Raw genomic sequence first — 18,952 nt, 5'->3', positions numbered from 1 at the left:
TTGCAAGTTGGCGGTTGCCGCCGCCTGCGCCGTGCTATGATGGCATGTCGTCAAGGAAGGAAGAGAATGGCCTTGCTCCCGTCGAAAACGCCCCGCAAGCGTTCGCGCCGTGCCACCCAGCGTTTGACCATGACGGACGTGGCGAGCGCCGCCGGCGTGTCGCCGAGCACGGTGTCGCTCTACCTGCGCCGTCCCGAAGCCGTGTCGGCCGAACTGGCCACCCGCGTCCGTGCGGTGATCGACGAGCTGGGCTACGTCCCGAACCTCGTCGCCGGCAGCCTCGCCGCGGCCAAGAGCCGGACGATCGGCGTGATTCTGCCGTCGATCACCAACTCCTTCTACGCCGAGACCTACAACACGCTGCAACAGGCCTTCCAGGCGGCGCACTACCAGACCCTGCTGGGCGTCAGCGAGTTCGACCCGGAGCGGGAGGAGGAGCTGATCCGCGCCATGCTCGCCTGGTCGCCGGCGGCGATGGTGGTGACCGGCCTGCACCACACCGACCGGACGCGCGCCATGCTCGGCTCCTGCGGGGTTCCGGTGGTGGAAACCTGGGACATTCCCTCGCCCCAGTGCCCGGCCGTGGACATGAGCGTCGGTTTCTCCCATTTCGAGGTTGGCCGACGCCAGACCAGCCACCTCTACGACCAAGGTAGCCGCAAGGTCGCTTACATCGGCGCCGCCGTTCACCAGGACATGCGCGTGCGCAGCCGCACCGACGGCTATGAGGACGAGGTGAAGCGGCGCGGTCTGCACGAGCCCATCGCCTTCACGGCCCCCGACACCGCCTCCACCCCCGTCGGCATCTGGCTGATCGACGAGGTGCTGACCACCCACCCGGACATCGACGGTGTGGTCTGCTCCAACGACGCGCTTGCGCTGGGCGTGCTTTTCGAGGCGAACCGGAAGGGGCTGCGCGTTCCCGACGATCTCGCCGTGGTCGGATTCGGCGACCTGACTTTCAGCGCCTCCTGCATCCCACCCCTGACCACCGTGCGCCCACCCCAGCGGGAAATCGGCGAGCTGGCCGCCGGTCTGATCCTGGCGCGCCTCAACGACGACAAGGCACCGGCGATTCAGCGCAACTTGGAATGCGAATTGGTGGTCCGCGACAGCACGCGCGCGTCGTCGTCCTGACCGCCTCCGCAATTCATCCGCTATCGGCCCGGAACGCGGGCATTAAAAAGGGGTATGAGGCGGCTGTTCTCAGCGCCGTCATACCCCTCCTGCCCTTTGCGGGCTTCTCCCTAGACTCAGGCTCTAAGACGCTTCGTATCGCTATTATGTGCGGATTTCAACGAAAATACGAAATCCTACGATATTGATTATATTGTGCGCTGCGGCATAATGGGGGCCTACGCTTTAGGGCGTTTCCTCCCTAGACTTCAGGCCGCCGGGCACACCCCGGCGGCCATTTTTCTGCCCGCATGGTGGCGCGGTGAACACGCGCCGATTCCCGATGCGCTCCGCATCTTTTCCGCGCAAAATACGGACAAGATACTATTCTCTCCGCATTGGAATGTTGATTTCGAACCGTGTGCCGGGATCAGCGGGCATGGCGGTCACCGTGGCATCGATCTGCCGCACCGTGTTGACCAGCAGGCGCATGCCGAGACTTTTCGTGGGGGCGGACAGGTCGAAGCCATCCGGCAGCCCAATGCCACGATCGAACACTTCCAGAGTGAGCGAGTCATCATCGCCCTTTCGCAGGGTGACCCAGACCGTTCCCCTGCGCTTCTCGGGATAGGCATACTTGAGCGCGTTGGTGATAAGCTCGTTGACGACCAACCCGATGGGAACGGCCTGATCGGTCGGGATGACGATTCGGCCTCCATTGAAGACGATTTCGTGGGTTGGCGCCGTTTCTTGCAGCTTGTGGCAAAGATCGCGCAGGAAGCCGCCGATCTCGATGAACTTGGAATCGTACTGGCGCCAGAGATGGTCGTGCACCCCGGCGATGGTCAGCACCCTGGTGTAAGCGTCCATCAACACCTTCTTGGCGTCGTCGTCATCCGACGCCCGCGCCTGCAGCGAAAGCTGCGCGGCGACGAGCGCCAGACTGTTCTTCACGCGATGGCTGACTTCCTGGGTCAGCAGCCGCTGGCGCTCCTGCGCCTCCTGCTGTTCGTTGACGTCCGTGCTGGTGCCGAACCAGCGCGTGACGACCCCCGAGGACTCGTCGCGGATCGGAACCGCACGGAACAGAAACCATCGGTAGGCACCGTCCTTCCGGCGTATCGGGACCGTGTATTCCCACGCGGCATCGGCGGCTCTCGCGGCTTCAACGACCTCCGTCATGCGATCGACATGCTCGGGATGGATGACCGGCTGCCATCCTTCTTTCTGCATTTGCTCCATCGACGTGCCGGTGAATTCGAACCAGCGCTGATTGAACCAAAGGCTTTGGTCGTTGGGATTTCGCATCCAGGCCAGCTGGGGGATGGCATCCGCCATGGTGCGGAAGTTGGCTTCGCTTTCACGCAAGGCCGCTTCGGCCCGAAGACGCTTGTCGATGTCGGTTGCTGCGCCAATCCAGGCGATCAGCCGCCCATGCAGGTGGACCGGCGCGACACGCCCGATGTGCCAGCGATAAGCGCCATCGCCGTGGCGTTTGAGCCGGACCTGAACGTCGTACGGCTGGCCTTGTGAAACGGCCCGGTTCCGAACATCCTTAAGGCGCGGGAGGTCGTCCGGATGAACGGCGTCCTTCCAGGTCCGATTGCCGCTTGCGTCGGTTTGCCCGGTGTATTCGCGCCATTCCCGATTGAAGAATTCAACGGATCCATCGGGACGGCTGATCCACATCTTCCTGGGGGCGCTTTCGATAAAGGCACGCAGCCGTTCCTCGCTCTCGTTTCGCCACTCTTTCGAGTAATCTTGCGTGCCCATGATTTAGCAGCCCTGATGATTTCCTGACAGACTTCGCCGCTATTTAGGGCTGGTGAAATTCCGGTCAATCGACTTGAGAGCGAATCTCATAAAATACGTAAAAGCATGCCGAATTTTAGGTGCGTTGCTTTTTTAAGAACGATATCGAGAGAGGTAGAAGATCGAGGAAGCATGGTGATGGAGAGTTCGTGTCGCCCTTGACAATCCATACAATCACGTGAATGAATGGAGCGTCATCAGCGCGCCGGGGAAAGCCATGCAGCCGGATCAAAACCTTTGGGTTCCGGAAATCGAGGGGCGGGACAAGCCCGTCTATCTCGCCATCGCCGACGCTATCGCCGAGGACATTCGCGCTGGGCGCCTCAGCCCCGGCCAGCGTCTGCCGCCGCAACGCCTGTTGGCCGAGCACATGGGCATCGACTTCACCACGGTCAGTCGCGCCTATGGCGAGGCGCGCCATCGCGGCCTGATTGACGCGCGGGTGGGGCAGGGCACCTTCGTCCGCGCTCCCGCCTCCACCTCGACTCCCCGCGCGCCGGAACGTCCCATGTCCGCTGGCCCCGCCGGCTTCGTGGACATGACCATGAACCAGCCGCCGCTGCCGGACTCGCCGGGCCTGCTGGACCGCCTGCATCAGGGCATGGCCGCCGTGCTGTCCGGAATCGGCCTTCCCGCCATCCTGCGTTATCCCGAAGCCGGCGACCCCAATGGCGACCGCGTGGCGGGTGCTCACTGGCTGTGCCGCCGTCTGCCCGATCTGCCGGCCGAGCGCCTGCTGGTCTGCCCCGGAACCCAGGGAGCCCTTCTGGCATTGCTCACCGCGCTTGCCCGTCCCGGCGACACGGTGTGCGCGGAGGCGCTGACCTATCCGGGGTTCAAGGCCGTCGCCGCTCAGCTCGGCCTGCGCGTCGTCGGCGTTCCCATGGACGCGGACGGCATCGACCCCGACGCGCTCCGCGCGGTCCTGGCGCAGCACCGTCCCAAGGCGCTCTACTGCATGCCGACCTTCCACAACCCGACCACCGCAACGATGCCGCTGGAGCGCCGCAACGCCGTCGTCGCGGCGGCGCGCGAGCATGGCGTGCCGATCATCGAAGATGACATCTACGGCCCCCTGCCGATGGACCCGCCGCGTCCCCTGGCGGCCCTCGCGCCGGACATCACCTTCCACGTTTCCGGGCTCGCCAAGTGCGTATCGCCCATGCTGCGCATCGCCTACGTCGTGGCTCCGGACGCCCGGCAAGCGCTGAAACTGACGGCGGCGCAGCGGGCGACGTCGCTGATGGCCTCGCCGCTGACCTCGGCCATCGCCCATCGCTGGATCGCCGACGGAACCGCCGACGCCGTGCTCGACGCCGTTCGTTCTGAGGCCGTGGCGCGCCGCCAGCTTGCCGATTCCATCCTTCCGCCGCGCAGTTTCCAGTCGAAGCGGGAGGCCTTCCACCTCTGGCTCCGCCTGCCCGACACCTGGACGCGCGGCGAGTTCGCCACCCACCTGCGCACCCGTGGCATCGCCGCCGTGGTCAGCGACACCTTCGCGACGACGTCCGAGATTCCGGAGTCCCTGCGCATTTGCCTCGGCGCCCCTATCGACCGCGCCGAGACCCGCCGCGTTCTGACCATCCTGGCCGAAGCCTTGGACCAACTGCCGGTCTCTGCCGGAGTGATCATCTGAGCGGCGGCGTTGTCTCGCCATCGCCTTTAGGATAATATGCCTTCGGCGGCAAACGATTTGCGCCCTTACCCAATGCAACACAACACGAAAATACGTTGCGCGGTGTTTCATTGATTGGATTGCGATCCCATCAATAACGACTTCCTAAGCCCTCCGCGACCGTCCGTCGCAGCAATCCATTCAATATCCCTTGAGATGGGTATATTGAAGGCATACAATGCCGGCCTACACGCGATTGACCGCGCAAAGGCATGTCATGCAAAACCTCGCCCGCAAATCCGCCGGAGACGCTCCGGAATCCGTTCCCGCTCCGCCGCCGCTCTACGCCTCTCACGAAAAGGTCTACCCGAAGGCGGTCCGGGGCCGTTTCCGACGGATCAAGTGGTGGGTGGCGCTGGTGTTGCTAGCCTTCTACGTGATCCTTCCCTGGATCCGCTGGGACCGTGGCCCCGGCATGCCGGACCAGGCCGTCCTGCTCGATCTGGAAAGCCAGCGCTTCTACCTGTTCGCCATCGAACTCTGGCCCCAGCAGATCTACTATATGACCGGGGCGATGATCCTGGCGGCGGTCGGGCTGTTCCTGGCGACGGCCATCGCCGGCCGTGTCTGGTGCGGCTACACCTGCCCGCAAACCGTATGGACCGACCTGTTCGTGCTGGTCGAGGAATGGATCGAAGGCGACCGGGGCGCCCGCATCCGGCTCGACAACGGCCCGCGCAACGCCGCGTGGCTGCTGAAGAAGGCCGCCAAGCACAGCGTCTGGATGCTGGTCGCGCTCGCGACCGGCGGAACCGCGCTGCTCTATTTCGTGGACGCGCCCGGCTTCATGGCCGATTTGGCCGCGTTCCAGCCATCCATGGTCGTTCTCGGCTGGATCCTGTTCATGACTGGCAGCACCTACGCCATGGCCGGCTTCATGCGGGAGCAGATGTGCACCTACGTCTGCCCCTGGCCCCGCATCCAGGCGGCTTTGCTGGACGAGGAAAGCCTCGTCGTCACCTATCAGGATTGGCGCGGCGAGGGCCGCGCTCCGGTCCGCAAGGACCAGAGCTGGGAGGAGCGCAAGCTTGGCGGACTCGGCGACTGCATTGACTGCAAGGCTTGCGTTCATGTCTGCCCGACCGGCATCGACATCCGTGACGGCATCCAGATGGATTGCATCAGCTGCGGCCTGTGCATCGACGCCTGCAACGACGTGATGACCCGCATCGGCCGCCCCGGCGACCTGATCCGCTACGACACCCAGGCCGCCCAAGCCGCCAAGGCCACCAACCGCGTACCGGCTCCCTACCGCCTGATCCGCCCGCGCACCATCATCTATTCCTTGATTCTAGTGGTGGTGACCGGCCTGATGGCCATCGGCCTGATGCTGAAGCCGTCCCTGGACGTGGCCGTCCTGCGCGACCGCGCCCCGCTCTACGTGACGCTCTCCGACGGCGCCATCCAGAACAGCTACACGGTCAAGATCTCGAACATGACCCGGCAGCCGCAGAGCTACCGCCTGACCCTGTCCGGGATCGTTGGCGCCACCGTCGCCGCCCCCGGCGTGGAGGCCGCGTCCCAAGGCGTGCTGGAGCTGACCGCCGAGCCCGACTCGGTCCAGACCTACCGCATCCACGTCCGCGCCCCGGCCGGCGCGGCGGCCGCTCCCTCCACGCCGGTGACCGTCACCCTGACCGGCGCCGGCTCCAGCTTTGACGCCAAAACAGTGTTCATGGCTCCATAAATCAGGGCCTCCGGAACTCAGGCGCGGTCACCTCTTCCCGGACCATGCCGATGAACAGCTCCACCGCTGGGCTTTCGGCACGGTTCGGGTCGTGGGCGACTTGGAAGGGGGCCTGATAGGACAGCACCCTCGGCAGGAGTGCCCGCAGCCGCCCCGCCTTCACGTACGGGGCGGCGTAGTGGTCCGGCAGATAGCCGAGGTATGATCCGGACAGGATCAGCCGCGCCGCCCCCTCCATGTCGCTGACCGTGGCGCGCGGCATGGTGATGGCGAAGATTTTCAGGTCGCGGGAGCCCCAGTAGCTGCGCGCCACCAGCCGGTACCGCCGCACCTCGTCCAGGCTGATGGCCTCGTCCGGCAGGGCGAACAGCGGATGGCCCTCGGCGCAGTAGAAGTGGTTCGTTTCCTGGTAAAGGTCTTGGTAGCTGAGGCTCGGCACGATTCGGGGAAAGCTGGCGATGGCCAGTTGCAGCTGCCCGCCGATCACATCGCGCAGCAGTTCGTTCGGCGGTCGAACGTTGATGACCAGAGACACCTCCGGCGCCGCCTCCGTGAACCGGGCGAAGACCCGCTCCAGCGGGGCCTGAGGGTCGGTTAGGGTGTTGTCCACCAGCCCGATGCTCAGCGTTCCGGTCAGCCGGTCGCGCAGGCCCCGCACCCGCGCCCCGAACCGGTCCAGCGTGTCGAAGACCCGGCGCAGCTCGTCATAGACGGCCTGCCCCTCGGCGGTCAGCCGGAAGCCCGACCGCCCCCGCCGGCACAGCCGCACCCCGAGTCGCCCCTCCAGATCAGCGAAATGGGTCGAAATGGTGGAGAGCGACAGGTTCAGTTCGCCCTGCGCCGCAGTGAAGCCGCCGGCCTCGACAATGGTCATAAACATACGGAGTAGGCGGAGATCGACGGTCTCCAGCTGCACCAACGCCATCGCGCTTGGGACTCCCTGCGGCTTACTTCGGCATCTATCGAAGTAAGTTACCAACCTTCGAGATTTTTGGGGAGTGAAAGCCGCCGTCTAATAGTCGGAGTCCACACTGTACGTGCCGCGAACCGCCTGCCACCCTCCGTCCTCGAACAACAAGGGTTAGAGCCATGACCGAGACGTCGCAGAAAACGAGAACTCATGGTGGTTTCAGCCGTCGCGCCCTGCTGGCCGGCGCCGGCACCCTGGCCGCGACGGCGGCCATCGGCGTTGCCGGCTTCCCCCACATCGCCCGCGCCCAGGCCAAGACCCTGAAGGTCGGCGTCTACGGCGGCTATTTCAAAGAGTCCTTCGAAAAGCACATCTTCCCCGAATTCTCGAAGGCGACCGGCATCACCGTCGAACCGGTGGCGGAGCCGACCGGGGAGGCGTGGCTGGTGCAGCTGGAACAGGCGGCCCGTGCGCGGCAGGCTCCCGCCGACGTGTCGATGATGTCACAGGTGGCGATGCTGAAGGGCATGGCGGCGGAGCTGTGGGCGCCCTTCGACCTGTCCAAGATTCCCAATGCCTCCAAGGTTCTGCCGCACCTCATCAACAAGTATCCGGACGGCAAGGTCAGCGGCATCGGCGCGGTGTCTTGGTACATCACGCTGGTCACCAACACCAAAGCCTACCCGGAGCCCCCGACCAGCTGGGCGGCCCTGTGGGATCCGGCGAACAAGGAAAAGCTCGGCTTGCTGGCGCTCGTCAGCAACTCCTTCCTGTTGGAGGTCACCGCCGCCACCTTCTTCGGCGGCACCAAGCATCTGGACACCGAACAGGGCCAGCTCGACGCCTTCAAGAAGCTGTCCGAACTCAAGAACAACGTGAAGCTCTGGTACCGCGACGAGGCGCAGTTCGAAGCGGCGCTGAAGTCCGGCGAGATCCCCATGGGCCAGTACTACCACGACGTGACCGGTCTCGCCGCCGCGGACGGCAACCCGGTGCGCTCCACCTTCCCGAAGGAGGGCGGTATTCTCGATTCGGGAAGCTGGGCGGTCACCCGCGCGTCCAAGGCCGGCGATCTGGCGCATGTCTTCGTGGACTACATGTGCCAGCCGCAGATTCAGGCGCTTCTCTCGCGCAAGGTCGGCACCGCGCCCACCATCGACCGCAAGCTGACCGACCTGACCGACAAGGAGTTCGCGGCGGTGTCCTCCGACATCCCGCCGATCATCCCGCGCTACGACCTCTACCAGACCAAGTCCGACTGGCTGAACCAGAAGTGGACCGAGATGATCGTCGGGTGATCAAGCCCCGTCCTTTCCCTCTCCCGCCCCGAGAGAGGGAGGGGACCCACGCGTCAGCGTGGGGAGGGTGAGGGTCGGGCGCGGAGAAGGCGCTTGATCCTTGGCTGTACCCTCACCCGCCCGCTTAGCGGCCACCCTCTCCCGGGACGGGCGAGGGGATTTTGGTTCCTCTCATGAGTCCGCCCATGTCCGCACTCGTCCTTGACGGTCTCACCAAGCGTTACGGCTCCACGGTCGCGGTGCATGGCGCGTCCCTGCGCATCCCGCACGGGCAGTTCGTCTGCCTGCTCGGCCCAAGTGGCTGCGGCAAGACGACCCTGCTCCGCATGATCGCCGGGCTGGAGGAGCCGTCCGGCGGGCGGCTGCTGATCGACGACCGGGACATCACCGACACCCCCGCCCACACGCGGGAGTTCGGCATGGTGTTCCAGTCGCTGGCCCTGTTCCCGCACCTGACGGCGGGCGAGAACATCGCCTACCCCCTGCGCATCCGTGGCGTGTCCCGCGCCGACCAGCGCAGGCGCGCCGAAGAGCTTCTGGAACTGGTCCGTCTCCCCGGCGTGGCCGACCGGCCGGTGTCCAAACTGTCGGGCGGGCAGCGCCAGCGCGTCGCCATCGCCCGCGCCCTGGCCCTGTCGCCCAAGCTGTTCCTGCTCGACGAACCCCTCTCGGCCCTCGACGCCAAGCTGCGCGAGGCCATGCAGATCGAGCTGAAGCAGCTTCAACGGCGGCTCGGCATCACCACCATCGTGGTCACCCACGACCAGCGCGAGGCCATGACCATGGCCGACCTCGTCGTGGTCATGTCGCAGGGGCGCATCCATCAGGCCGCCTCTCCCATGGAGGTCTACCGCCAACCTGCCGACGCCTTTGTCGCCGACTTCATCGGCCTGACCAACCTGCTGGACGGGCAGGTGGTCCAGCCCGGCACGGTACAGGTCCCCGGCGGCGCCCTTTCCCTGCCGAACCTGCCGCCCTCGGGGCGCGTGCTGCTGTCGATCCGGCCGGAGGAGGTGATCGTCCATCCCACCTCTGGCGATGGCTCCAATGGCAGTTTGAACCGCCTGCCCGGCACGCTGTCCTTCATGCGTGACCTGGGATCCAGCGTCGAATTTCGCATCGACGTCGCCGGCAAGGAGATCATCGCCCTGTCCCGCCCGCAGGACCGTCCGCCGGTGGAGCCCGGCGGCGCGCTGTCGGTCGAGCTGCCGCCCGGCTCCTGCGTCGTCCTGCCACCCATGGTCGCGTCATGATCCGCCGCGCCCCCCGCACCTTCGCCGAGCATTCGCCGATCCTGTTCCCGGCGCTGATGCTGGTCGTCTTCTTCGTGATTCCCTTCAGCCTGATGATCGCGGTCAGCGTCTTCCGGCGCGTGCCCGGCGGCTTCTACGAACCGGACTTCGTCTTCTCCAACTACGAGCGGTTCCTGACCACCTTCTTCGGCGGGGTGATGTCCTTTTCGCTGGGGCTGGCTGGGCTGGTCGCGGCGGTCGCGGTGGGGATCGCCTTCCCCTTCACCTACCGGCTGGTGCGCCTGCCGCGCCCGAACCAGATCCGCTGGCTGGTCTTCCTGCTGTCGATCCTGTCGCTGTCGGAGGTCATCATCGGCTTTGCGTGGTCCACGTTGCTGTCGCGCACGGCGGGCATCACCAACCTGTTCGTAGCACTGGGCCTGATGGCGGAACCGCAGTCGCTCAGCCCCAGCTTCGGCGCGCTGCTGGCCGGGCTGGTGTACCAAGCCTTTCCCTACACGGTGCTGGTCCTCTACCCGGCGCTTGCGCGGTTCGACCCCTATCTGGTGGAGGCGGCGCGGACGCTGGGCGCCTCGCCGCTGCGGGCCTTTTTCACGGTGGTGGTACCGGCGCTGCGCAACACCATCGTCGCTACGACTATCATGGTGTTCGTCTTCGCGCTCGGCTCTTATCTGCTGCCGCAACTGCTTGGTCGGCCGCAGCACTGGACACTGTCCGTACTGATCACCGATCAGGCGATCTACCAGTCCAACATGCCCTTCGCGGCGGCCATGGCGGTGTTCCTGGTGTTGGTCAGCCTGGCGCTGGTCGGATTGGCCTTGCTCGCCGGCCGGCGGGAGGAGGTGGCGTGATGCCCTGGCGCAAGCTCAACACCGTCGTTGCCTCGCTGATCGCGCTGGTGCTCTCGGCCCCGCTGATGGTCGTGGCCGGCGTGTCGGTCAACGCCAAGAAGTCGCTGACCTTTCCGCCGCAGGGTTTCTCGCTGGCGTGGTACGCGGAGGTGTTCACCGATCCCGGCTGGCGCGGCGCCCTGATCGCCAGCCTCGTGGTGGCGACCCTGTCGGCGGCGCTGGCCGTCGTCATCGCCTTTCCGCTGGCGTGGTTCCTGTGGCGGTGGCGGGCGCCCTGGGCGCGGGCCTTCGAGATTCTGGGCATGACGCCTTTCATCCTGCCGCCGGTCATCACGGCGCTGGGCTTCCTCAGCTTCTGGGCGGCGGTGGGCGAGTACGGATCGCCCTGGACGGTGGTGGTCAGCCACGCGGTCTTCTTCGTGACGCTGCCGCTGGTCACGCTGTCGCTCGGCTTCGGCGCGGTGGACCGCGCCTATGTGGAGGCGGCGGCGACCATGGGGGCCGACGACCGGACGGTGCTGCGCACCATCGTGATGCCGCTGGTCCGGCCCTACGTGATCTCCGGCTTCGCCTTCGCCTTCGTGCTGTCGCTGAACGAATACATCGTCGCCTACATGGTGGTCGGCTTCACGATGGAGACGCTGCCCATCAAGATCTTCAACGCTCTGCGTTACGGCTATACGCCGACCATGGCGGCCGTGACGGTCCTGTTCGTGTCGCTCACCGCGCTGGTGTTCGGGTTGATCGCCTTCTTCGGCGACCTGCCGCGCCTGCTCGGCGCCTGGGCCAAGCACGACTGATCCCCCTTAAGGACGAGATTTCCCCATGATCGACCCTCACAAGCTCAACCGTTTGCGTACGAAATACAGCGGCACCGGCGGGGACGACTTCCACGACCCGGACTTCAAGCGGGTGGCCGCCCTCCAGTTCTCCGGCGGAAAGCGGGTGCAGCCCTTCGCCGGGGTGTCCACGCTGCTCGACGCGCCCTACCGGCCGGACGCGCCGGACAGCGCCGATTTCGGCGGGCTGGACATTGCGTTGATCGGCGTGCCCATGGATTTGGGTGTCACCAACCGGGCGGGTGCCCGCCTTGGGCCGCGTGCCGTGCGGGCGATGGAACGCATCGGACCCTACGAATACGCGCTGCGCATGGTGCCCTCGGCCGCCTGCAAGCTGGCCGACGTGGGCGACGTGCCGCTGGGCAGCCGCTTCAACTTGGAGACCTGCCACCAGGACATTCTGGCCTTCTACAACCGCGTGATGGATGCGGGCGTGGTGCCGCTGTCGGTCGGCGGCGACCATTCCATCACCTATTCGATCCTGAAAGCGCTGGGGCGGGAGCGGCCGGTCGGTATGGTCCATTTCGACGCCCACTGCGACACCGGCGGCTCCTACGAGGGCTCCAAGTTCCACCACGGCGGGCCGTTCCGGCAGGCGGTTCTGGACGGCGTGCTCGACCCCGAACGCACCGTGCAGATCGGCATTCGCGGCAGCACCGAGTATCTGTGGGAGTTCTCCTACGACAGCGGCATGACCGTCATCCATGCGGAGGAGGTCGCCGAACGCGGCATCGCCTCGGTCATCGAGACGGCGCGGAAGGTGGTCGGTGACGGGCCGGTCTATGTTTCCTTCGACGTGGACTGCCTGGATCCGGTCTTCGCTCCCGGCACCGGCACGCCGGAGGTCGGCGGGCTGACCACGCGGGAAGCCCTGGCGCTGCTGCGCGGGCTCGACGGGCTGGACGTGATCGGCGGCGACGTGGTGGAGGTCGCCCCGCAGTACGACGCCACCACCAACACCGCCCACGCCGGCGCGCAGATGCTGTTCGAGATCCTGTGCCTGGCGGTTGGCGCGCTCGGCCGGCGCAAGGGGTAGGGGCATGCGCATTGCCCTGTTCCAGACGGACGCGGAGCCCGGTAGGCCCGACCGCAACCTCGACCGTCTGGAACGGGCGGCGCGGGCGGCGGCGGGGCAGGGCGCCGGGCTGCTGGTCGGGCCCGAGATGGGGCTGACCGGCTACAACATCGGGGCCGGGGCGGTGCGGTCTCTGGCCGAGCCGCCGGACGGCCCGTCCGCCCGGCGCGTGGCGGAGATCGCCGCCGGGGCCGGGATCGCCATCCTCTGCGGCTACCCGGAGCGGACCGAGGGTGGAGTCTACAACGCCGCCCAGCTGATCGGCCGGGACGGGCGGCGCCTGCTGAACCAGCGCAAGGCGCATTTGTACGGCGATCTCGACCGGGGCGCCTTCCTTCCCGGCCCGGACGAGGTTCGCCTTGCCGGGATCGACGGTCTGCGGGTCGGGGTGGTGATCTGCTACGACGTGGAGTTCCCGGAGCTGGTGCGCCGCCTCGCCCTCGCCGGGGCGGACGCGGTGCTGGTGCCGACCGCGCTGATGTCCCCCTACGAGATCGTCGCCACCACCATCGTCCCGGCGCGCGCCTTCGAGAACGGGATCTTCGTCGCCTACGCCAACCGCTGCGGGCGGGAAGGGGATCTCGCCTATTGCGGGCTCAGCACCGTGGCCGGGCCGGACGGGACGGTGCTGGCGCGGGCCGGCGGTGGGGAGGAGCTGCTGGTCGTGGACATCGACCCGGCCCTGCGGTCGGTCGGCACGCACCTCGCCGACCGGCGGCCGGAACTCTACGGCGCGGTCACAGAACCGCGCCGGGACCGAGCCGGGTGAGGTCGGCGCGGACGTTGTCCACGAAGAAGTCGATGAAGGCGCGGATCTTCGCCGGCAGCAGGCTGCGGTGCGGGTAGAGCACGGCCAGCGTCACCGGCTCCGGCGGGCAGTCCGGCAGGACGAGGCTCAAGCGCCCGCTTTGCAGATGCTCGGCGACCTCCCAGACGGGTTTCAGGACGATTCCTTCGCCAGCCAGCGCCCAGGCGGTCAGCACGTCGCCATCGTCGGCGTCGAACTGGCCGGTGACCGGCAGGTTCATCGGGCCGTTCGGCCCTTGCAGCGTCCATTGGAACTGCTGCGACCCGGGAAAACGCAGCAGCAGGCAATGGTGGTCCAGCAAATCCTCCGGCCGCTCGGGCGTGCCGCGCCGCTCCAGATAGGCGGGGGCGGCGCAGAGCACGCGGGGCAGGTCGGCGACCTTGCGGACGACGAAGCTGGAGTCCTTCAGCACCGCCATGCGGATCGCCACGTCGGTCGCCTCGCGCAGCAGGTCCAGGATGTGATCGGACAGGCGCAGCCGCACGTCCACCAGCGGGTTGGCCGCCCGGAAGCGCGGCACCATCGGCGCCAGGATGCGCCGGCCGAAGCCGAGCGGGGCGGTGACGCGCAGGCTGCCCACGGGGGCGCCGCCGATGGCCGCCACGCTGCTCTCGGCGCGCTCGGCGGCGTCCAGCACCTCCAGGCACTGTTCGTAGAAGACCTTGCCGGCCTCGGTGAACTGCACCTGGCGGGTGGTGCGGTTCAGCAGGCGGGCGTTCAGATGCTCTTCCAGGCTTTGCAGGCGATGGCTGACCACGGCGGGCGACAGGCGCAGGCTGCGGCCGGCCGCCGACAGGCTGCCCAGCTCCACCACCCGCACGAACACCCGCATGTTTTCCAACAACGCCAAGGCTCAGCCCTCCTTTCGGTCGGGAAAAATCATTTCACCTTTGCGTTCTTTTTGAAAGTGCCGGGGGCGCAGCCCCCCTACACTTCCACCGGATTCACGACGGAGGCCATGGCGCGATGGAGCCGATTGTCTGGGAATGGGCCAATTTTCTGGTGCGTTGGCTGCACGTCATCACGGCCATCGCCTGGATCGGCTCTTCCTTCTACTTCATCCATCTGGACCTCAGCCTGCGGCGGCGCGAGGGGCTGGCTGAGGGCGCGGCGGGCGAGGCGTGGCAGATCCACGGTGGCGGCTTCTACCACATGGTCAAGTACATGGTGGCCCCGGCGGAACTGCCGGAGAAGCTGACGTGGTTCAAGTGGGAATCCTACGCGACGTGGCTCAGCGGCTTCTGCCTGCTGGCGGTGCTGTACTACCACGGCGCCAACCTGTTCCTGATCGACCCGGAGGTGCTGAACCTGCCCTGGTGGGGCGCGATCCTGATCAGCCTGGGCGCGCTGGGGCTGGGCTGGCACGTCTATGACCGCATGTGCAAGTCGCCGCTGGGCAAGGACGACACCAAGCTGGCCCTGGCCGGCTTCGTCTTCTTGGTCGCGGTGGCCTGGGGCTTGAGCCACGTGTTCAGCGGACGGGCGGCCATGCTGCACGTCGGGGCGCTGATCGGGACCATCATGTCGGCCAACGTGTTCCGGCTGATAATACCCAACCAGCGCAAGGCGGTGGCGGCGATGATGGCGGGGGAGGTGCCGGATCCGGCGCTGGGCAAGGCGGCCAAGCAGCGATCGCTCCACAACAACTACCTGACCCTGCCGGTCGTCTTCCTGATGATCAGCAACCATTACCCGCTGGCCTTCGGCACCCGCTACAGCTGGGTCATCGTTGCCGTCGTTCTGGTGGTCGGCGCGGCCATCCGCCACTTCTTCAATTCGAAGCACGCCGGAAAGCCGGCGCCCTGGTGGACCTGGGGCGTGGCCGCCGCCGGCATGGTCGCCATCGTCGCGCTGAGCACGGTGGGGCCAAAGGACAGCGTCGCCGCCTCGCCGGCTTCCGCCGACTTCGCGCAGGTGGAGGAGATCGTGACCTCCCGGTGCAGCATGTGCCACGCCGCCTCCCCGGTGTGGGAGGGCATTGCCGCCCCGCCGCGCGGCGTGCGGCTGGACAGCGCGGAGGAGATTCGCCGCCACGCCGGCCCGATCCGCAGCTGGGCGGTTCTGTCCAACGCCATGCCGCCCGGCAACGTCACCCAGATCACGCCGGAGGAACGGCAGGTCCTGGCGGCCTGGACCGATCAGCTGCCCCGGTAGGTGGAGTAGCTGTAGGGGGAGATCAGCAGGGGCACATGGTAATGCTGGTCCGCGTTGGCGATTCCGAAGCGGATCGGCACCATGTCGAGGAAGGCCGGATCCGGCAGGCTGATCCCGGCGGCGCGGAAGTAGGCCCCGGCCTCGAACACCAGTTCGTAGACGCCGGGCGTCAGCTCCGCCCCGGCGAGCAGCGGCGCGTCGCAGCGGCCGTCGGCGTTGGTGCGGGTCTGGACCAGTCGGGTCCGGACGTCGTCTTCCATGCCGCCGCCCTCAATCCGGTAGAGGGTCACGGCGATGCCGGCACCGGGGCGGCCGTGGGTCGTGTCGAGAACGTGTGTCGTCAGGCGACCGGTGTCGGCCATGCGTTCCTCCATTGTGGAAGCTTCGGTTATAGCGGTGCCCCATCCTGGCCCGAACCGGGACCGCCCAAAAAGACTTTCAAACGGAACCGAAAAGCGGAGGCCGGAAAATCCGGCTAGGATAGCCGCTCCGCCACTCTGGGGAAGCCCGACCAAGCCAAATGGACCGCGCGGCCTTTCTGACCCGCTTCGGCGGCGTGTTCGAACATTCGCCCTGGATCGCCGAGGGCGCATGGGACGCCGGCCCCATCCCGGACACCGCCGAGGGGCTGCATGCCGCCATGGTGGCGGTGCTGCGCGCCGCACCTCGGGAGAAGCAGTTGGCCCTGCTGAACGCGCACCCGGACCTTGCCGGCAAGCTGGCGGTGCGCGGTGAGCTGACCGCCGATTCCAGCCTGGAGCAGGCGAGCGCCGGGTTGGACCGCTGTACGCCGGAGGAGTTCGCGCGCTTCACAGACCTGAACGACGCGTACAAGGCGCGATTCGGCTTCCCCTTCATCATGGCGGTCAAGGGCCGCAGCCGGGCCGAGATCCTGGAGGCCTTCGAGGCGCGCGTCCACAACGGCCCGGAGGAGGAGTTCGCCACCGCCCTGGCCCAGGTGGAGCGGATCGCGTGGCTGCGCCTGAAGGACATGCTGCCGTGACGGTGTTCGGCGCGGCGCTGATGGAGCGGCTGGAGCGGTTCGCCGCCTTCTCCGAGGAGGAGGGGGCGCTGACCCGGCTGTTCCTGACGCCGCAGCACCGGGCCGCCGCCGACCAGCTGATGGCCTGGATGCGCGAGGCCGGAATGACGGCAACGCTCGACCCCGTGGGGACGGTGGTCGGGCGGTGCGAGGGGGCCGCGCCGGGCGCGCCGGCCCTGCTGCTCGGCTCCCACATCGACACGGTGCGCAACGCCGGCAAGTATGATGGCAACCTGGGTGTGCTGGCCGCCGTCGCGGCGGTGGGGGAGCTGAACCGGCGCGGCGAGCGGTTGCCCTTTGCCATCGAGGTGCTGGGCTTCGGCGACGAGGAGGGCGTGCGCTTTCCCGTTACCCTGACCGGCAGCCGCGCCGTGGCCGGGCGGTTCGACCCGGCGGCGCTGGATGCGCGGGACCGCGACGGCGTGGCGCTGCAGGACGCGCTGCGGGACTTCGGCGGTGATCCGGACGCGGTCGCGTCGGCGGCGCGGATGGACACCCTGGCCTTCATCGAGGTTCACATCGAGCAGGGGCCGGTTCTGGAGGCGGAAGGGCTTCCGCTTGGCATCGTCACGGGGATCAACGGGGCCTCGCGATTCTCGGTTCGGGTCGGCGGGATGGCGGGTCACGCGGGGACTGTGCCGATGGCGCTGCGCCGTGACGCCCTGGCGGCGGCGTCCGAGATGGTGCTGGCGGTGGAGCGGGTGGGCGCGGGGACGCCGGATCTGGTGGCGACCGTGGGCCGGCTGGACGCGAAGCCCGGTGCCGTCAACGTCATCCCCGGTGAGGTTCTGTTCACATTGGACATCCGGGCGCCGGTCGACGCCGTGCGGCGGACGGCATGCGCGGCAATCCATGCGGAATTGGAGGCCATCGCGAAGCGGCGCGGCGTGACGCTCGCCATCAAGCCGGGGCACCAAGCGGACGCGGCCCCCTGTTCCCCCAAGATCATCCGGCAGATCGAAGCCGCCGTGCGGCGGGCCGGGATCCGGCCGCATCACCTGCCGAGCGGGGCCGGACACGACGCCATGGCCTTTGCCGGCGTGCTGCCCATGGGCATGCTGTTCGTCCGTTGCCGGGGGGGCATCAGCCACAACCCGGCCGAGTCCATCACCGTGGAGGACGCCGATCTGGCGGTGCGCGTCCTTCTCGACCTCATCCGCCATTTCGAACACGGGGCTCCCTGACTCATGACCGACGCGCAACAGGCCATCCGCGACTATCTGGGCACGGCCCGTGACGAGCAGGTCCGCTTCCTGGCCGAGCTGGTCAAGGTGCCCTCCGACAACCCGGCCGGCGACTGCGCCCCCCACGCGAAGCGCGCCGCCGAATTGCTGGAGGCCATGGGCCTGACCGTCGAGCGCCACCCTGTGCCGACCGAGCTTGTGCGGGCCAACGGCATGGTCACGGCAACCAACCTGATCGTCCGCCGCCGTTTCGGTGATGGCCCGGTGGTGGCGCTGAACGCCCACGGCGACGTGGTGCCGCCCGGCGAGGGCTGGACCCGCGACCCGTACGGCGCCGAGGTGGTGGACGGCTGGATGTACGGGCGCGGCGTCGCCGTGTCGAAGTCGGACTTCGCCTCCTACGCCTACGCGCTGCTGGCGCTGGAAAAGGCCGGGCTGGACCGGGGCACCGTCGAACTGCACCTGACCTACGACGAGGAGGCCGGCGGCGAAATCGGGCCGAAGTGGCTGCTGGACGAAGGGCTGACCAAGCCCGACTTCGCCATTGCCGCCGGTTTCAGCTACGCCGTCGTCACCGCCCACAACGGCTGCCTGCACCTGGAGGTGGAGGTCACCGGCAAGTCCGCCCACGCCGCCCTGCCGATGACCGGCATCGACGCGCTGGAAGCGGCGACCGCCGTGCTGAACGCGCTGTACGAGCACCGCAAGGGCTTCGGCGGCACCGTGTCGGCAACGCCGGGCATTGGGTCGCCGCAGTTGACCGTCGGCCTCATCAAGGGCGGCATCAACACCAACGTGGTGCCGGACCGCGTCACGCTGCGGCTCGACCGCCGCATGATCCCGGAGGAGAATCCGGAAACCGTCGAGGCGGGCCTGCGCGCCCTGATCGCCGAGGCCGTCCAGGCCGTCCCGCGGGCGCGGGTGGAGGTGCGCCGCATCCTGCTGGCCCGGCCGCTGACCCCGCTGCCCGGCACCGACCGGCTGGCGGAGATTCTCTGCGGCCACGCCAGCCGTGTCATGGGCGAGCCGGTCGGGTCGAAGGGCGTGCCGCTCTACACAGACGCTCGCCATTACGCGGATGCGGGCGTGCCCATCGTCCTGTTCGGCGCCGGTCCGCACACCATCGAGGAGGCCAACGCCCACCGCGCCGACGAGCGGCTGCCCCTGTCCGACCTGTTCAAGGCGACTGAGGTCGTGGCGCTGTCGCTGTTCGACCTGCTCAAGGCCGGTTGATGGAGGCTACGAGGC

At 67.5% G+C, this 18,952-nt stretch carries 17 protein-coding genes; 13 read left to right on the top strand and 4 right to left on the bottom strand.

Annotated elements, in window-relative coordinates:
• The first annotated feature begins 66 nt into the window (after positions 1–66).
• Positions 67–1,137, top strand: coding sequence for a LacI family DNA-binding transcriptional regulator (locus J2852_RS10930; RefSeq protein ID WP_209875214.1), 1,071 nt, complete (start codon positions 67–69; stop codon positions 1,135–1,137).
• 363 nt (positions 1,138–1,500) lie between these two features.
• Here J2852_RS10930 and J2852_RS10925 read toward each other — a convergent pair whose 3' ends face one another.
• Complete coding sequence (locus J2852_RS10925; RefSeq protein WP_209875212.1) at positions 1,501–2,889, bottom strand: sensor histidine kinase; 1,389 nt, start codon at positions 2,887–2,889, stop codon at positions 1,501–1,503.
• A gap of 256 nt (positions 2,890–3,145) precedes the next feature.
• Between J2852_RS10925 and J2852_RS10920 the strand changes: the two genes are divergently transcribed.
• The gene (locus J2852_RS10920; RefSeq protein WP_209875210.1) at positions 3,146–4,564 is read left to right on the top strand and encodes an aminotransferase-like domain-containing protein; all 1,419 of its coding nucleotides are present in this window, start codon (positions 3,146–3,148) and stop codon (positions 4,562–4,564) included.
• 256 nt (positions 4,565–4,820) lie between these two features.
• Positions 4,821–6,290, top strand: a complete 1,470-nt coding sequence (ccoG, locus tag J2852_RS10915) for a cytochrome c oxidase accessory protein CcoG (RefSeq protein WP_209875207.1) — start codon at positions 4,821–4,823, stop codon at positions 6,288–6,290.
• A gap of 1 nt (position 6,291) precedes the next feature.
• Here the strand turns inward: ccoG and J2852_RS10910 are convergent, their stop codons facing one another.
• Positions 6,292–7,215 carry a LysR family transcriptional regulator gene (locus tag J2852_RS10910; protein WP_209875205.1) on the bottom strand — a complete coding sequence of 308 codons (924 nt, stop codon included), beginning with the start codon at positions 7,213–7,215 and terminating at the stop codon, positions 6,292–6,294.
• Between the two features lie 164 nt (positions 7,216–7,379).
• Between J2852_RS10910 and J2852_RS10905 the strand changes: the two genes are divergently transcribed.
• The 6 genes from J2852_RS10905 to J2852_RS10880 all read left to right on the top strand — a co-directional run bounded on the left by J2852_RS10905 (position 7,380) and on the right by J2852_RS10880 (position 13,285).
• Positions 7,380–8,498: an ABC transporter substrate-binding protein gene (locus J2852_RS10905; RefSeq protein ID WP_209875203.1), complete on the top strand. Its 1,119-nt coding sequence runs from the start codon at positions 7,380–7,382 to the stop codon at positions 8,496–8,498.
• A gap of 185 nt (positions 8,499–8,683) precedes the next feature.
• Positions 8,684–9,751, top strand: a complete 1,068-nt coding sequence (locus J2852_RS10900; RefSeq protein WP_209875201.1) for an ABC transporter ATP-binding protein — start codon at positions 8,684–8,686, stop codon at positions 9,749–9,751.
• Positions 9,748–10,602, top strand: a complete 855-nt coding sequence (locus tag J2852_RS10895) for an ABC transporter permease (RefSeq protein WP_209875199.1) — start codon at positions 9,748–9,750, stop codon at positions 10,600–10,602. The genes J2852_RS10900 and J2852_RS10895 overlap by 4 nt, the downstream gene beginning before the upstream one ends.
• Positions 10,602–11,402, top strand: coding sequence for an ABC transporter permease (locus J2852_RS10890; protein ID WP_209875197.1), 801 nt, complete (start codon positions 10,602–10,604; stop codon positions 11,400–11,402). The genes J2852_RS10895 and J2852_RS10890 overlap by 1 nt, the downstream gene beginning before the upstream one ends.
• A gap of 25 nt (positions 11,403–11,427) precedes the next feature.
• A complete protein-coding gene (gene speB / locus J2852_RS10885) occupies positions 11,428–12,477 on the top strand; it encodes an agmatinase (protein WP_209875195.1) in 1,050 nt (349 codons plus the stop codon).
• A gap of 4 nt (positions 12,478–12,481) precedes the next feature.
• Positions 12,482–13,285 (top strand): carbon-nitrogen hydrolase family protein, encoded by an 804-nt coding sequence (locus tag J2852_RS10880; RefSeq protein WP_209875192.1) that lies wholly within the window; start codon positions 12,482–12,484, stop codon positions 13,283–13,285.
• On the opposite strand, the gene J2852_RS10875 is transcribed toward J2852_RS10880, so the two are convergent.
• Positions 13,254–14,174: a LysR family transcriptional regulator gene (locus tag J2852_RS10875; protein ID WP_209875189.1), complete on the bottom strand. Its 921-nt coding sequence runs from the start codon at positions 14,172–14,174 to the stop codon at positions 13,254–13,256. The genes J2852_RS10880 and J2852_RS10875 overlap by 32 nt on opposite strands.
• Before the next feature lie 116 nt (positions 14,175–14,290).
• On the opposite strand from J2852_RS10875, the gene J2852_RS10870 reads away from it, so the two are divergent.
• Positions 14,291–15,478, top strand: coding sequence for a urate hydroxylase PuuD (locus J2852_RS10870; protein ID WP_209875186.1), 1,188 nt, complete (start codon positions 14,291–14,293; stop codon positions 15,476–15,478).
• Here J2852_RS10870 and uraH read toward each other — a convergent pair.
• On the bottom strand, positions 15,463–15,840 hold the full coding sequence (gene uraH / locus J2852_RS10865) for a hydroxyisourate hydrolase (RefSeq protein WP_209875183.1): 378 nt from the start codon (positions 15,838–15,840) through the stop codon (positions 15,463–15,465). The two genes, J2852_RS10870 and uraH, sit on opposite strands and share 16 nt — an antisense overlap.
• A gap of 158 nt (positions 15,841–15,998) precedes the next feature.
• On the opposite strand from uraH, the gene uraD reads away from it, so the two are divergent.
• The 3 genes from uraD to J2852_RS10850 are packed head-to-tail and all read left to right on the top strand — an operon-like array spanning position 15,999 to position 18,937.
• Positions 15,999–16,481 (top strand): 2-oxo-4-hydroxy-4-carboxy-5-ureidoimidazoline decarboxylase, encoded by a 483-nt coding sequence (gene uraD, locus J2852_RS10860; RefSeq protein ID WP_209875180.1) that lies wholly within the window; start codon positions 15,999–16,001, stop codon positions 16,479–16,481.
• Positions 16,478–17,704 (top strand): allantoate amidohydrolase, encoded by a 1,227-nt coding sequence (locus J2852_RS10855; RefSeq protein ID WP_343206719.1) that lies wholly within the window; start codon positions 16,478–16,480, stop codon positions 17,702–17,704. Before uraD ends, J2852_RS10855 begins: the two co-directional genes overlap by 4 nt.
• Positions 17,705–17,707: 3 nt before the next feature.
• Positions 17,708–18,937 carry a M20/M25/M40 family metallo-hydrolase gene (locus J2852_RS10850; RefSeq protein WP_209875177.1) on the top strand — a complete coding sequence of 410 codons (1,230 nt, stop codon included), beginning with the start codon at positions 17,708–17,710 and terminating at the stop codon, positions 18,935–18,937.
• Positions 18,938–18,952: the final 15 nt, after the last annotated feature.

It is taken from the genome of Azospirillum soli, assembly GCF_017876165.1.
In the GTDB taxonomy this organism is placed as follows: domain Bacteria; phylum Pseudomonadota; class Alphaproteobacteria; order Azospirillales; family Azospirillaceae; genus Azospirillum; species Azospirillum soli.
This window is presented reverse-complemented; position numbering and strand designations above follow the sequence as displayed.